Source organism: Gammaproteobacteria bacterium, assembly GCA_030680605.1.
GTDB lineage: Bacteria > Pseudomonadota > Gammaproteobacteria > SURF-13 > SURF-13 > JAQBXX01.
The window spans coordinates 1-13,945 of record JAUXUQ010000020.1; the positions used below are offsets into that span (position 1 = coordinate 1).

The following is a 13,945-nucleotide window of genomic DNA, read 5'->3' on the forward strand; positions in this document are numbered from 1 at the left end:
CATCCAGCGGCGACAACCGGCCCATCAGCACGAAGTACATGCCGCGATAACACTGTGCCTGCTCCATCATCAGCAGGTCGGCGGGCATTTCCACCACGCACAACAGGCTGGCATCGCGCTTGGCCGACGCGCACAACGCGCACACTTCCTGCTCGGAAAAATTGTTGCATTTGCCGCAGTGGCGGATGTTGCTGGCGGCCAGTTCCAGCGATTGCGCCAGGCGCAGCGCCCCGGCGCGGTCGCGCTGCAACAGATGATAAGCCATGCGCTGCGCGGATTTTGGCCCGACACCCGGCAGGCAGCGCAGCGCCTGCACCAGTTCGTTGATAAGAGAGTCTTGTGCCATGCTAATTACCCATAGGTGCGTAAGCAGTGAAGGTCTTTACCCATGCACCCCCTGTACAGGGGCGGTACAGGGTGGGGGCAGATAAAACAGGGTATTTAATCAGGCGCCATGGATGACGCCTGATTAAAACGGCATCTTGAAGCCGCCCGGAAGACCGAGTCCGCCGGTCATACCCGCGTATTTCTCCTGCGTGGCCTGCTCCACCTTGCGTACGGCGTCATTCACCGCTGCCGCCAGCAGGTCTTCGAGCATCTCCTTGTCATCCTGAAGCAGGCTGGCATCGATATGCACCCGTCTTACGTCATGGCGCCCGTTCATTATCACACTCACCAATCCGGCGCCCGACTCACCTGTAACTTCCAGCGCAGCAAGCTCTTCCTGCGCCTTCAGCATGTTGGCTTGCATCTGCTGCGCCTGTTTCATGATACTGCCCAGTCCACCTTTCATCGTCATTCCTTCCTTCTGGCCGTCAATATTCACCCACCCAGCAGCGGGCTACTCCTTGTTCATCACACGCACAGCATCGGGCTGCACGCGTGTATTGAAGGTCGCACACAGTGTCTGCACCAGCACATCACCCTCAATGACCTGCAGCGCTGCCTGCTGGCGATCATTCTGCAGGCGTGCGTCCGTCAGCGCAGGCGTTTCCTGCTCCGGCTTGCCGGTAGCAATATCCAGCTTGACCGGTACACCGAGATGCTTCTGCAGCGCCTGCTGTAGCTGCTGCTCGACCGTCTTGCGCTGCAAATGTGCCTGCGCTGCATCCAGCAGCAGATGCACGACCGGACCTTCGCGCGCCACCAGCACGCAATTGGCTGCAAGCTGGCGTGTCATGCCGGTAAGCTTGAGCGCATCGATCATGCCCGCCCACTCACTACTGGCAGCAGGTGGCAGAGACGGCGCAGCCACCCCAGTGCCGCCTTTCGCTGCGGGCGCAACTGGAGCAGCGGACGCAGCCTTGGCGGGCGCGGGACTCGGTGCGGTCTGCGTTGCCGTAACAGGCCGGAAGGCCAGCATGCGCAACAACAACATCTCAAACCCGGCCTGAGACTCAGGCGCCAGCGGCAGATCACGCCGCCCCAGCGTGCCGATCTGGTAAAACAGTTGTACATCCTCCGCAGTAATGGCGCGCGCCAGTGCAAGCACGGCATCCCGCCCACCCTCATCGTCACCAATAGCGTCAGGCATAATCTGCGCCAAGGCGATACGGTGCAGCTGGGTGAGCAGGTCAGCGAGTACAGCCTCAAAATCCGCTGCATGCTGCCCCATCAACTCCACACGCTCCAATAATGCCTGGGCATTGCTCTGCGACAGTGCCTCAAGCAGGGCGAGCACGTGTGTTTGCTCAATGTTGCCCAGCATGGCCTGCACATCGGTTTCACGCAGGGCGCCGCCACCATAGGCGATGGCCTGATCCACCAGACTTAACGCATCCCGCAGGCTGCCGTCGGCAGCACGTGCAATGGCCTTGCAGGCCGCAGCTTCGCTATTGACCCCCTCCTGCTGCAGGATATGCTCTATCTGTCGGGTGATCAGGTCTAGCGGCACGCGCTTGAGATTGAACTGCAAACAGCGAGACAGAATGGTGACCGGGAGTTTTTGCGGATCGGTGGTAGCTAACAGGAATTTCACGTGTGGGGGCGGCTCTTCCAGCGTCTTCAACAATGCATTGAAGCTGTGCGTGGAGAGCATGTGCACCTCATCAACCAGATACACCTTGTAGCGGCCTCGCGTCGGCGCGTATTGTACATTTTCCAGCAGTTCACGTGTGTCTTCGACCTTGGTGCGTGACGCGGCATCTACTTCTATGAGGTCAATAAAGCGGCCCTCATCAATTTCACGGCAGGCACTGCAGGCGCCGCACGGCGTGGAACTCACACCCTGCTCACAGTTCAGTGCCTTGGCAAGTACACGTGCCAGCGTGGTCTTGCCCACGCCGCGGGTACCCGTAAACAGAAAGGCGTGGTGCAGACGATCATTGTCCAGCGCGTGGGTCAGCGCACGCACCACATGCTCCTGCCCCACCAGCTCGGCAAAATTTCGAGGACGCCACTTGCGTGCCAGAACTTGATAACTCATGAAATCGGATAGCACATGGATGAAGGATCAGGGTACCAGAATTTTATCCGGTTTCCGGCCCCAGGTCTGCATTTTAATGGGCGGCGGCCTGCACCAGCCACACCTCGGCACACGAGCAAAGCTGCTGCCGCTGCTCCCTTCCGGGCCTGACGGGATTCACAACCTGCCGTTGCGAGGGGGCCAGCGCAAGCCACCATAAAAACAGGGGCTGGTATCCAGGAACCAGGGGTTAGGGTTTTGGGTTTAGGTTTTCCCTGGCCCTGTAGTTAATCCCTGATCCCTGCATTACATGGCGGAGAGGGCGGATTACTCCGTACTTCCATGTACTCCGCCCTGCGGGCCAGCCGCCGGCTGTTCCAAACCGCTTCCGGCGATTTGATCGAACCACCTTCAGATAATCGCGGGCTCTCATCCCAGGCCGCTACGGTTATCTTTAATATATGGCGGAGAGGGCGGGATTCGAACCCGCGATACGGGGTTACCGTATACACACTTTCCAGGCGTGCTCCTTCAACCGCTCGGACACCTCTCCACTTCCGCGCCAGTACCGTACGCCCGGTGCTGGCGAGCGTGCAAGATTAAACCAGAACCCGCTCAAGCGCAATTTAAGTTGAGGATATCGACCTGGAATTATGCTATTATGATCTAGTAAATCGGCGCCTGAAAGGCTCTGGTTTATCTCGTGTGAAACTCTCCGGCAGTGGTGTTTATGGGCCTCCTCCAGGAGTCCAGCCCCGCACACTGACTTTTTCGGCTTTACAGACCATTACAGGAAACCCATGCACAACGGTACTACGCTTACACAGTTTATCATCGAGGAACAACGTCACATCGGCGCGAGTGGTGACTTCAGCGCCCTGCTCAACGATATCGTCACGGCCTGCAAGGTCATCTCCAATGCCGTACACAAGGGCGCCCTGATTGGCGTCCAGGGCAGTGCGGGCAGCGAAAACGTACAAGGCGAGACCCAGAAAAAACTGGACGTCATCACCAATGATATTTTCATCAAGTCCAATGAATGGGCGGGACATCTCGCCGCGATGGGCTCAGAAGAGATGGATGACATCTACACCATCCCTCGCCAATACCCGCGTGGCAAGTATCTGCTGGTATTCGATCCTCTTGACGGCTCTTCCAACATCGACGTGAATATTTCCGTGGGCACGATCTTTTCGATCCTGCGCTCACCCAAGGGGCTGTCTCAGGAACCCGCAACTGCAAGTGACTTCCTGCAACCCGGCATGCAACAGGTCTGCGCGGGCTACGCGCTCTATGGACCTTCCACCATGCTCGTGCTCACCAGCGGCCACGGCGTCAACGGCTTTACGCTCGACCAGAACATCGGCGAGTTCATACTTACACATCCCGGCATGAAAATTCCCGAAGACAGCATGGAATTCGCCATCAATGCCTCTAACGAGCGCTTCTGGGAAGCACCCATACAGCGCTACGTCGATGAATGCTTGGCTGGCGTCGAAGGACCGCGCAAGAAGAATTTCAATATGCGCTGGATCGCTTCCATGGTCGCTGAAGTCCACCGCATTCTGATCCGTGGCGGTGTGTTCATGTACCCCAAGGACACCAAAGATCCGGCCAAGGCCGGCAAGCTACGCCTCATGTACGAGGCCAACCCGATGTCATTTATCGTGGAGCAGGCCGGCGGCGTGAGTACCACCGGGCAAGAGCGTATTCTCGACATTCAGCCTGCTGACCTGCACCAGCGCGTGCCGGTGATCTTAGGCTCCAAAAACGAAGTCGACAGAATTATTGCTTATCACCATAACAGCTAAGGAGATATACCTGAGGGGGTAATAACTCCCCTCAGGTTTCACGGAGGACGATAATTATCAGTATCCGCCTTTTCCGTGATGCTCAGGCAGATCCGTGTCGCCCATCATCTTCCACATCATATGAGCAATCGCCTCTGTCGCAATGGTAGTATGGCGATTATTGGTGGCTGCCAGCTGCTCCCTAAGCTCACGGCGCGTCTCGGTGCTGCCGGTCAAGTCGAAGATGATATCCACTGCATTTCCGGCGGCAATGAGTTCGCCAACACTGGCCACTCGTATACCCGCCTGACTCGCCGATGCCTTTCCCGATGTCTCATTACGCTCCACAACACAGGTGACCTCGATACCCTTGCTCTTGTGCAGCAGTATCCGTTCAAGAAAAACAGTACCTACCCTGCCCAAGCCCACAACGGCAATATTTAGTGTCTCCATTAGCAATGCCCCTTCAATGTGCCTTAGAAATAGAGGCCTCAAGATAGGCTTCTGTGATAATGACGTCAAGCCTGCAGCGCCTCTAACTCTTCCCAGCGCGCATAGGCCAGTTCCAGTGCGCGGCTGATCTCCGCCAACCGTTGTGTGGCACTGAGAAATGCCAGCTGCTGCTGTTGGTAGAAATCTGGTTGTGCCAGCCGTTCACTCACTTCCTTTTGTTCAGCCTCCAGCATCCCGATGCGCACATGCAGACTGTCCAGCTCACGTTGTTCCTTGTAGCTGGCCTTGCGGGTCACAGCTTTCATCTGCGACTTCACATTTAGCTTGATTGCTGATATCGGTGATACTGTCGCTGGTACCTCCTGCTGATTTTTCTGCCGCTGCCAATCGGCATAGCCACCAACGTACTCCTTGACCATCCCTTCGCCCTCAAATACCAGCACGCTGGTGACCACGTTATCCAGAAATGTCCGGTCATGGCTCACCAGCAGCAAGGTTCCCGTGTAGGCCGCGAGCAGTTCTTCGAGCAACTCCAGTGTCTCGATATCAAGATCATTGGTCGGCTCGTCCATCACCAGCAGATTGGCGGGCTGCGTAAACAGCCGCGCCAACAGCAGGCGGTTGCATTCGCCGCCGGAAAGTGACTTGACCGGAGAGCGGGCGCGGGCGGGAGAAAACAGAAAATCCTGCATGTAGCTGATCACGTGGCGCGATACGCCGTTGATGGTCACCATGTCACCGCCCAGCGACAGGTTCTCGATCACCGTGCGCTCCGGGTCGAGCTGAGCCCGCAACTGGTCGAAATAGGCAACCTGCAGCCTGGTACCTTCACGCACGCTGCCGCTGTCAGGCGCCAGCTCACCCAGCAGCAGCTTGAGCAAGGTAGTCTTGCCGGCCCCATTCGGGCCAATCAGGCCGACGCGGTCGCCCCGCATGACACGCGTGGAAAAATTATTGACCACCGCTTTGCCGTCATAGGCCTTGCAGACCGCTTCGGCCTCAATCACCAGCTTGCCGGAGAGTGCCCCGCTGTCCAGTGCGATGCGTGCCTGCCCGGGTAGGGTGCGGCGGCGTGCACGCTCCTCGCGCAGGGCATACAGGCCGCGTACCCGACCTTCATTGCGCGTACGACGCGCTTGAATCCCCTTGCGTATCCAGACCTCTTCCTGCGCGAGCTTCTTGTCAAATTTCGCAGCATGATCGGCCTCGACGGCAAGCATCTCCTGTTTCTTTTGCAAGTAATGGCCGTAATCGCCCGGCCAGGAGGTAAGCTGACCACGATCAAGTTCTATGATACGGGTAGCAAGACGTTGCAACAGGCTGCGGTCATGGGTGATGAACAATAAGCCGCCGCTGAAACCCAGCAGCAATTCTTCCAGCCAGGTGATCGCCGCGATATCCAGATGGTTGGTCGGCTCGTCCAGCAGCAATAAATCTGGCTCCGAAACCAGCGCCTGAGCCAATGCGACACGCCGCCTCCAGCCGCCGGAGAGCTCGCCGACAAGCCTGTCGGCAGGCAGTTCCAGACGGCTGAGCACCGTGTCGATGCGTTGCTGAAAGCGCCAGCCATCCCGCACTTCCAGCTGGTGCTGCAACTCGTGCAGGCGCTGCAACAGCGCATCGCTCGAGCCATGCTCCAGTTGCGCCAGCGCGTGATGATAGCCGCTCAATACGGCGGCAAGATCGCCCAGGCCCTCAGCGACGGTATCAAATACCGTACGCCCTTCCGCCAGCACCATCTCCTGTGCCAGCCTGCCAATACGCAAGCCCGGTTGCCTCCACACCACACCGTCATCGGGCTGAATCGTGCCCGCGATGACCTGCATCAGCGTCGATTTTCCGGTGCCGTTACGCCCGACAAGACAGACGCGCTCGCCGGGCTCAACAATGAGGTCGGCATGATCAAGCAGCGCATGATGCCCAAAGGCAGCAGAAACTTTATCCAGATTAATAAGTGGCATGTATGTACTTTCGTGGGTAGTTGGATTATGGCACCTGGGCCATAGGCATACGTGCGAGCAGGATGCTGGCCTTGCGCTGCGCCCCGCGTGCGGCGCGGTGCGTGTCGTAATAGCGTGGGTTTGTCACGATAGCGGCCAGCCATGCCGATTGTTCGGCATTGAGCGCGGACACCGAGGTGGCATAGTAATGCCGCGCAGCTGCCTCAGCACCGAATATACCATCGCCCCACTCGATCACGTTCAGATAAATTTCAAAGATGCGGCGCTTGCTCATCAGTTGCTCGAGCATGAGGGTTATCACTGCCTCCTGCATTTTGCGCAGCATGCTGCGTTCGCCCGACAAAAAAAGGTTCTTGGCCAGTTGCTGGCTGATGGTGGAGCCGCCCGCCACTACCCTCCCCTTCTTCAGGTTTTTTTCATAGGCAGTCTGAATACCCTCCCAGTCAAACCCTTCGTGCTCCAGGAACCGTGCGTCCTCCGCAACAATCAGCGCGCGCTTCAGGTGCGGAGAGATGCGTGCATACGGTACCCAGCGATGCGCCTTGCTACTCGTGCCATCCTGCGCGCGAGCCTCCATAAACGCAGTGGACGCAGGGTTGTGCTCAATCCAGTAACCGATATGGGCGAGTATCCAGACTTGATACAGGAACAACCCCACACACAGCAGCAGCACGCCCCGCCATAGCCAGCGGATGCCCGTTTTTCGCCATGCTCGCACGCGCCGTGGTTTTGTCCGGCAGTACGATTACTTTTTCTTCCGGGGACCCAGGCAGGCATCCGGTGCCTTTTTGCCTGTGAGCAGATAGGCGTACTCAATTTCCTGTAACTTACCGTCACAGTTCTTGTCCAGCGCCTCAAACACGCGCGTCAGTGGCCGCCAAGCCTCCGCCTCCTTGGGGCTGATAAGCTTGTCACGATCGCTGTCCAGATCTGCAAAGGGTGGGGCTGCCAGCACCGGAGCCGCAATGACGAATAAAGCTGCAAAACTGCCGCACAACAGGAATTTTTTCATGGGACCTCCTTGGAACCTATATTGTACGCATACGCCCACCCGACGGGCGACCGTTTTGAAAGTAATGTCATCCGGGCTGCGACCGTGTGGCAGACAGGCTCACGGTAAGCACACCCAGCAGAATAATCACCATGCCCACCAGCTGCGTACCGCCCAGCGTCTCATCCAGCAGCCAGCCCCCCAGCAGCACCGCAACAGCGGGGTTGATATAAGCGTAGGTACCCAGCTGCGCCGGCGTCACGGTGTGCAGCAGCCAGATATAGGCTGCAAACCCCAGACTGCCGAACACGATCAGGTAGCTCAGGGCACCCATGCCGCGCCATGTCCATATCCACGCCTCCTGCTCGCCCAGCAGCCAGCCGATCAGACACAGAAATACCCCGCCGATCAGCATCTGCATAGCGGCGGACATCAGCGGCGGTGTGGTGGGCGCCTGACGCTTGCCGTAAATAGAGCCCACCGACCAGAGCAAGGCCGCAAGCAGAATCAGCAACTGACCACCCAGATGGCTGAATGAAAATGATACATCGTGCGGCAGCAGTAACAGCGCCGCCCCCACAAAACCGACCCCCAGCCCTACGCGTGTGTAGCGGCTCAGCACCTCACCCTTTGCCCCCAGCGTACCAAACGCCGCCAGCCACAAGGCGGTCGTTGCCACCAGCAGTGCCGCCTGATTAGAAGGCACCCACTGTTCACCTGCCACCACCAGGCCGTTACCGCCTGCCAGCAGCAATATCCCCATCACAGCCATCAGCCGCCATTCCCGCCATGTCATGGACAATGTTTGGCCACTCCAGCGCGCAACGGCATACAACAGCACACCGGAAATCACAAACCGCACACCGGCAAACAGCGCGGGTGGCAGGTCATGCACCCCTACTCGAATGGCAAGGTAGGTCGATCCCCACACCAGATACAGCGTCAGAAAGGCCAGTACAATCGTGTACCGCCGATTCGTGTCGTGCATGGAAGGCTATTCAGTAGTTCAGATGGATTGCCGGTGACCACCGGGCTTCCATGACGGCGCAATGACGTTAGGCATGCTGGAGCGCTGCAGCAGGCGTGCAGGTGCCAGGGCAAATTCGCCGTAGCGCTGATTCACCGCATCCATCACGCGATTCACGGCCTGCTCCCTGTGTTGCAGCGTACCAAACAAATCCTGTTGGCCCGCAGGCTGCGGGTCCAGGGCCGTGACCTGCACCTGAAATATCGGCTGCCCGTGCCAGTTGTTTGCCAGCATGTCGCGACACAGCCGATAAATCGCATGCCCGTCGTTGTCGTGACAGGACAGCGCCAGCGTACCCCCCAGCCAGTCATGCGCCATACGCAAGCCGACAAAATAGCGCTGCGCCACCAGCTCATGACGGCGCAGGCGTGCACCGACCTTTTCGCTCATGTGCAGAAAATAGGTCAGCAACATCTCCTCGTTGCGCGTGCCCGGCGGCACCACCTTGCCGTGACCGAGGGATTTCGGGGCTGCGACCTCCGTCATTACCTTGTCCGGGTCCCTGCCCTGGCACATCAGCCACAGGTGACGCCCGAGATTACCGAAGCGCCGCGCCAGCACGCTCACGGGCAACCGTGCGACATCACCGCAGGTATAGGCGCCGTACATGGCAAGGAACGCTGCAACGCCCTTGCCCGCACCGGACAGCACTGTAACCGGCTCGTTGGCCAGACGCGTACGCACCTCCCACGGGGGTATCACGGTCAGGCCATTTGGCTTCACAAGATTGGCAGCATATTTGGCCGTACTCTTGTCACCGCTTACGCCCACGGAGCATGGCAGGCCGCTCACCGCCCGCACCGCGTCCGCCACCCTGCGACCCATCTGTCCCGGTGTGCCATGCAGGCTCTGGCAGTGGGTGACATCGAGAAACGCCTCGTCAACCGAGAACACCTCGACATCCGGGCTGATGTCGTACAGTGCCGTCATAATGGCCGTGGAAATCTGCGCGTAGACCTTGGGCCGCGCGGGACGCTGGATGATGTCCGCGCACAGCGTGCGTGCCTCCTTAAGACGCATACCGGTATACACACCGAACGCGCGTGCTTCATAAGAACAGGTGATGATGGTCGTGCCCTGAATGCCGTTCGTGACCGCGACCGGTTTGCCGTACAACTCAGGAAAGTCGCGCTGTTCGACCGCCGCGAAGAAGGCATTCATGTCCACATGAATGATGGCGCGTGGCCAGAAGTTTACCCGTAAATTCATAACCCCGCTCACGCTTCCTGCCATGCCCCCGCCTCTGTGCAGGGGGAGCTCGTAACTCAGTTCGCGCGCGCCGCCACTCCCGGCTTGCCTGATTCCAGCTCCAGACCCTGGCTATGCAGGTAATCATCGTAGCTGCCGCTGAAATTTACTACGCCCTGCGGCGTCAGCTCGATGATACGCGTAGCCAGCGACGACACAAACTCCCGGTCATGACTGACAAAAATCAATGTGCCCGGGTAGTTTTCCAGCGCCGCATTGAGCGCCTCAATCGATTCCATGTCCAGGTGGTTGGTGGGTTCATCCATGATCAGCACATTGGGCTGCTGCAGCATCAGCTTGCCAAACAACATGCGCCCCTGCTCGCCGCCGGAGATGATCTTGACCGATTTGTTGATCTCATCCTGGGAAAACAGCAACCGCCCCAGCGTGCCCCGGATCAGTTGCTCATCATCCCGTTCTTTCTTCCACTGGTTCATCCAGTCAAACAGATTCATGTCGACAGCGAAGTCGGCCGCATGATCCTGCGCAAAATAGCCAACATTGACGTTTTCCGACCACTTGATCGTGCCGCTGTCCGGTTTCAGATCACCAACCAGAGTGCGCAGCAGCGTGCTCTTGCCGATACCATTGGGCCCGATCACGGCGACGTGTTCGCCCGCCTCGACCATCAGATTCAAATTACGCAGCAACGGCAATTCATCAAAACCCTTACAGAGGCGCTTCGCCTCCAGGGCCAGTCGATAAAGTTTTTTCTCCTGCTCGAAACGCAGAAAAGGGCTGACCCGGCTCGATGGCTTGACGTCTTCCAGTTTGATCTTTTCAATCTGCCGGGCACGCGAGGTCGCCTGCTTGGCCTTGGATGCATTGGCGGAGAAGCGACTGACGAAGCTCTGCAACTCGGTGATCTGGGCCTTTTTCTTGGCGTTGTCGGATAACAGCTGTTCACGTACCAGTGTGGCAGCAGTCATATACTCATCGTAGTTGCCCGGATAGACGCGCAATTCGCCGTAGTCAAGGTCGGCCATGTGCGTACAAACGCGGTTCAGAAAGTGACGGTCGTGCGAGATGATGATGATAGTGCTGTCGCGCTCGTTGAGCACGTCTTCCAGCCAGCGGATGGTGTTGATATCAAGGTTATTGGTGGGCTCGTCCAGCAGCAGGATGTCCGGATCGGCAAACAGGGCCTGCGCCAGCAACACGCGCAGTTTCCAGCCTGGCGCTACCGCACTCATCAGGCCGACATGTTGCTCTACCGGAATGTCCACACCCATCAACAATTCACCGGCTCGCGCCTCGGCGGTATAGCCGTCCAGCTCGGCGAACTCATGTTCAAGCTCGGCCACCCTCATGCCGTCTTCCGCACTCATTTCCATCAGCGCATAGATACGGTCGCGCTCCTGCTTCACCTGCCACAGCCTGGCATGGCCCATGATCACGGTGTCGAGCACTGTATAGTCTTCAAACGCGAACTGGTCCTGGCGCAGCTTGCCTATGCGCTCATTGACGTCCATAGAAACATTGCCTGAGGTCGGCTCCAGATCGCCACCGAGAATTTTCATCAGTGTCGACTTGCCACAGCCGTTCGCGCCAATCAAGCCATAGCGGTTACCCGCACCAAAGCGGACGGAGATATTTTCAAACAGGGGCTTGGCCCCGAACTGCATGGTGATGTTGGCGGTCGAAAGCATACTGCATCCCAGATATAACTTACTTTAAAAGATCGACGCAACCAACTAATATTGAATTGGATTTGCCTTGTAGCGGAGGAGTCGAGCGGACCGCAGCCCGTGGGCCCGGCGCCGATCGCAAGAAATAAAGGCCCCGCCGGACGGCGGGGCCTTTGTCTACAATCTGCTTGCGCAGTGCTTGAAGCTTAGGCGGGCTGAACGTTTACGGCCGACGGACCCTTGGGGCCCTGCTCAACATCCAGCTGCACCTTCTGGCCTTCAGCCAAGGACTTGAAGCCACTGCCTTGAATGGCGGAGTGATGTACGAACACATCCTTGCTGCCGTCATCGGGGGTGATAAAGCCAAAACCTTTTGCATCGTTGAACCACTTCACTGTTCCTGTAATCACGGAAATACCTCTATCTATTTGTTTGCGATTTTTGCAGTTCCTTCCTGAAAAGCGACATTACGGGAGCGGCTCCCGAGGAATCTGGAGGTACTACCGAACTAACTACAGGATGTACTGCAACATGCATACTTTACGCCCACCCGCAACAAAAAACCACAACAATTTTGATGCCCGGCATGCGGGCCGACTCTCGGTTGACTTAGCCCGGCGCCAGGCGGCCTCACATTCGCCGCAGCCGAAACAGGCCATGGGCGTCACTGTCACTGGTAAAGTAGAGCGCACCGTCAGGCCCGATGGCAACGCCCAGAGGCCGCGCCCAGCGCTCGCCATCCGGCAACTGAAAACCGCTGACCAGATCATCCACCCGCTCTACCGTGCCCGCCTTGAACCGTACCGCCACGATTTTGGGTGGCCGCCGGCTGGCGGCGTCACCGAAAAACCCGCCGCTGGGCTGCGTCCCCCAGGAGCCGTGCAGGGCGACGATGGCGGCCAGCGCCAGCGACTCATCCATGGCGCCCGGCGGCACAAAGGCTACGCCCATCGGCGCGCTACGTGCAGGAAACGTGGCTACCGGCGTCACCACCTCCGCCAATGGCCGCGGCGGGTCACGCGCAATACACCTATCACGCTGTACCCGCCGGCCATCGTATTGGTACCAGGGCATGCCGTGAAACGAACCGGCCTCCACCCGGCTGAAATACTCCGGCGGCTGCTCATAGCCCAGGTGGTCGGGGCCGTTGTTGCTTGCATACAGCACACCGCTCTCTGGCTGCCAGGCGAACCCCACGGCATTGCGCAGACCCGAGGCAAAGGTTTGCCAGCGTACCGAACCGGGTTCCTCCTGCAACACCAATATGCCACCCCGGCGACTCTTGAACGCATACGTCTCATCCAGATATTCATCGCTGCAATTGCCACTGATGCCAAGGCTGAGATAGATACGCCTATCGGGGCCTACCGCGACACTGCGGCTGCTGTGCCCACCGCCACCTGGCAACGGTGCCAGCAGCTTCAGGGCCTCCGGCGCCAACCGCTCCTGTCCCGGCATGTAGGGTGCGTGATACAGACCGTCGGTACGCGCAATCAGTATGTCGGTCTCACGCACGGCGACACTGTGCGGGTAACCACTCAGTGTCACCAGCACCGTCGGTGTCGTATACGGCGGCGGCAGCCGATACACTTTCCCTGACTTGGAACCGATAAACAGATCGCCGTTGGCGGCAAACGTCAGCAGACGCGGGCCATCGAGCTTGTCTGTCAGCAGTTCCAGCCGATAACCGACAGGCACCTGCGCCACCCGGCGCTCACCCGCAACAACCAGCGCCTGCTCCTGATAGGTCAGCGCCTCAGTCGCCGCCTGCGCCACACTCGCGGCACAGCAGCACAGCACCCAACACATCGCTTTAAACGTCACTGGCTCACCTTCACGTCTATTCCCCGCCTCCAGCCATAATTGGCTCCGCCAACCGGGCTTCAAAACGCCAAATCAGGTATTCTTCACGTCTCCGTTATTACGCCTCAGAGTTGAATCCACCATGGCCCTTAAAGCAACCATTTTCAAGGCCGAGCTGCAAATCGCCGATATGGATCGCCACTACTACCACGACCATGCGCTCACCCTCGCCCGCCACGCATCGGAAACCGACGAGCGCATGATGGTGCGCTTGCTGGCCTTCGCGCTGCACGCCCATGCAGCCTTGGCGTTTGGCAAGGGGCTGAGCGCCGACGACGAACCCGATCTCTGGCAAAAGGACTTAACCGGCGTCATTGAAACCTGGATAGACGTGGGCCAACCCGATGAAAAACGCATCCGCAAGGCCTGTGGCCGCGCCAATCAGGTATTCATCTACACCTATGGCGGCCGCAGCGCCGACATCTGGTGGCAGCAAAACAGCGGCAACCTCGAACGGGCCAAAAACCTGACCGTCATGAACCTGCCACCGGAGACCAGTCAAACCCTGGCAAAACTGGCGCAGATCAAGATGCAGCTGCACTGCACCATTCAGGATGGCGAGATTTGGCTGGCCGACAGC

At 58.6% G+C, this 13,945-nt stretch carries 14 protein-coding genes, 1 tRNA gene and 1 other RNA gene; 2 read left to right on the plus strand and 14 right to left on the minus strand.

What is annotated here, in order from left to right:
* The 5 genes from Q8L89_08105 to Q8L89_08125 form a co-directional block, all read right to left on the minus strand.
* A partial coding sequence (locus tag Q8L89_08105) for a toprim domain-containing protein (GenBank protein MDP1709009.1) occupies positions 1-346 on the minus strand: 346 nt, incomplete at its 3' end.
* A gap of 123 nt (positions 347-469) precedes the next feature.
* Positions 470-793 carry a YbaB/EbfC family nucleoid-associated protein gene (locus Q8L89_08110; GenBank protein MDP1709010.1) on the minus strand — a complete coding sequence of 108 codons (324 nt, stop codon included), beginning with the start codon at positions 791-793 and terminating at the stop codon, positions 470-472.
* A gap of 48 nt (positions 794-841) precedes the next feature.
* On the minus strand, positions 842-2,425 hold the full coding sequence (gene dnaX / locus Q8L89_08115; GenBank protein MDP1709011.1) for a DNA polymerase III subunit gamma/tau: 1,584 nt from the start codon (positions 2,423-2,425) through the stop codon (positions 842-844).
* 88 nt (positions 2,426-2,513) lie between these two features.
* Positions 2,514-2,611: signal recognition particle sRNA small type (gene ffs, locus Q8L89_08120), an RNA gene on the minus strand.
* Between the two features lie 255 nt (positions 2,612-2,866).
* Positions 2,867-2,957 (minus strand) — tRNA-Ser (locus Q8L89_08125).
* 247 nt (positions 2,958-3,204) lie between these two features.
* On the opposite strand from Q8L89_08125, the gene Q8L89_08130 reads away from it, so the two are divergent.
* Complete coding sequence (locus tag Q8L89_08130) at positions 3,205-4,215, plus strand: class 1 fructose-bisphosphatase (GenBank protein ID MDP1709012.1); 1,011 nt, start codon at positions 3,205-3,207, stop codon at positions 4,213-4,215.
* Between the two features lie 57 nt (positions 4,216-4,272).
* On the opposite strand, the gene Q8L89_08135 is transcribed toward Q8L89_08130, so the two are convergent.
* The 9 genes from Q8L89_08135 to Q8L89_08175 all read right to left on the minus strand — a co-directional run bounded on the left by Q8L89_08135 (position 4,273) and on the right by Q8L89_08175 (position 13,326).
* Positions 4,273-4,647, minus strand: a complete 375-nt coding sequence (locus Q8L89_08135; GenBank protein ID MDP1709013.1) for a Gfo/Idh/MocA family oxidoreductase — start codon at positions 4,645-4,647, stop codon at positions 4,273-4,275.
* 65 nt (positions 4,648-4,712) lie between these two features.
* On the minus strand, positions 4,713-6,608 hold the full coding sequence (locus tag Q8L89_08140; GenBank protein ID MDP1709014.1) for an ATP-binding cassette domain-containing protein: 1,896 nt from the start codon (positions 6,606-6,608) through the stop codon (positions 4,713-4,715).
* Positions 6,609-6,633: 25 nt separating this feature from the next.
* The gene (gene mtgA, locus Q8L89_08145) at positions 6,634-7,326 is read right to left on the minus strand and encodes a monofunctional biosynthetic peptidoglycan transglycosylase (GenBank protein ID MDP1709015.1); all 693 of its coding nucleotides are present in this window, start codon (positions 7,324-7,326) and stop codon (positions 6,634-6,636) included.
* A 27-nt stretch (positions 7,327-7,353) separates the two neighbouring features.
* Entirely contained in the window at positions 7,354-7,620 is a 267-nt protein-coding gene (locus tag Q8L89_08150; protein ID MDP1709016.1) for an EF-hand domain-containing protein, read from the minus strand.
* 67 nt (positions 7,621-7,687) lie between these two features.
* Positions 7,688-8,587, minus strand: a complete 900-nt coding sequence (locus Q8L89_08155; protein MDP1709017.1) for an EamA family transporter — start codon at positions 8,585-8,587, stop codon at positions 7,688-7,690.
* Positions 8,588-8,605: 18 nt separating this feature from the next.
* On the minus strand, positions 8,606-9,835 hold the full coding sequence (locus Q8L89_08160; GenBank protein ID MDP1709018.1) for a DNA polymerase IV: 1,230 nt from the start codon (positions 9,833-9,835) through the stop codon (positions 8,606-8,608).
* 56 nt (positions 9,836-9,891) lie between these two features.
* Positions 9,892-11,523, minus strand: a complete 1,632-nt coding sequence (locus tag Q8L89_08165; protein MDP1709019.1) for an ABC-F family ATPase — start codon at positions 11,521-11,523, stop codon at positions 9,892-9,894.
* A gap of 185 nt (positions 11,524-11,708) precedes the next feature.
* On the minus strand, positions 11,709-11,912 hold the full coding sequence (locus Q8L89_08170; GenBank protein ID MDP1709020.1) for a cold-shock protein: 204 nt from the start codon (positions 11,910-11,912) through the stop codon (positions 11,709-11,711).
* 220 nt (positions 11,913-12,132) lie between these two features.
* Positions 12,133-13,326 carry a PQQ-dependent sugar dehydrogenase gene (locus Q8L89_08175; protein MDP1709021.1) on the minus strand — a complete coding sequence of 398 codons (1,194 nt, stop codon included), beginning with the start codon at positions 13,324-13,326 and terminating at the stop codon, positions 12,133-12,135.
* Positions 13,327-13,447: 121 nt separating this feature from the next.
* Between Q8L89_08175 and Q8L89_08180 the strand changes: the two genes are divergently transcribed.
* On the plus strand, positions 13,448-13,945 hold a 498-nt coding region (locus Q8L89_08180; protein MDP1709022.1), incomplete at its 3' end, for a YaeQ family protein.

Coding starts and splice junctions, on each gene's coding strand:
- Q8L89_08110 (MDP1709010.1), bottom strand. CDS start 793: ATGAAAGGTGGACTGGGCAGTATCATGAAACAGGCGCAGCAGATGCAA.
- dnaX (MDP1709011.1), bottom strand. CDS start 2,425: ATGAGTTATCAAGTTCTGGCACGCAAGTGGCGTCCTCGAAATTTTGCC.
- Q8L89_08130 (MDP1709012.1), top strand. CDS start 3,205: ATGCACAACGGTACTACGCTTACACAGTTTATCATCGAGGAACAACGT.
- Q8L89_08135 (MDP1709013.1), bottom strand. CDS start 4,647: ATGGAGACACTAAATATTGCCGTTGTGGGCTTGGGCAGGGTAGGTACT.
- Q8L89_08140 (MDP1709014.1), bottom strand. CDS start 6,608: ATGCCACTTATTAATCTGGATAAAGTTTCTGCTGCCTTTGGGCATCAT.
- Q8L89_08150 (MDP1709016.1), bottom strand. CDS start 7,620: ATGAAAAAATTCCTGTTGTGCGGCAGTTTTGCAGCTTTATTCGTCATT.
- Q8L89_08155 (MDP1709017.1), bottom strand. CDS start 8,587: ATGCACGACACGAATCGGCGGTACACGATTGTACTGGCCTTTCTGACG.
- Q8L89_08160 (MDP1709018.1), bottom strand. CDS start 9,835: ATGAATTTACGGGTAAACTTCTGGCCACGCGCCATCATTCATGTGGAC.
- Q8L89_08165 (MDP1709019.1), bottom strand. CDS start 11,523: ATGCTTTCGACCGCCAACATCACCATGCAGTTCGGGGCCAAGCCCCTG.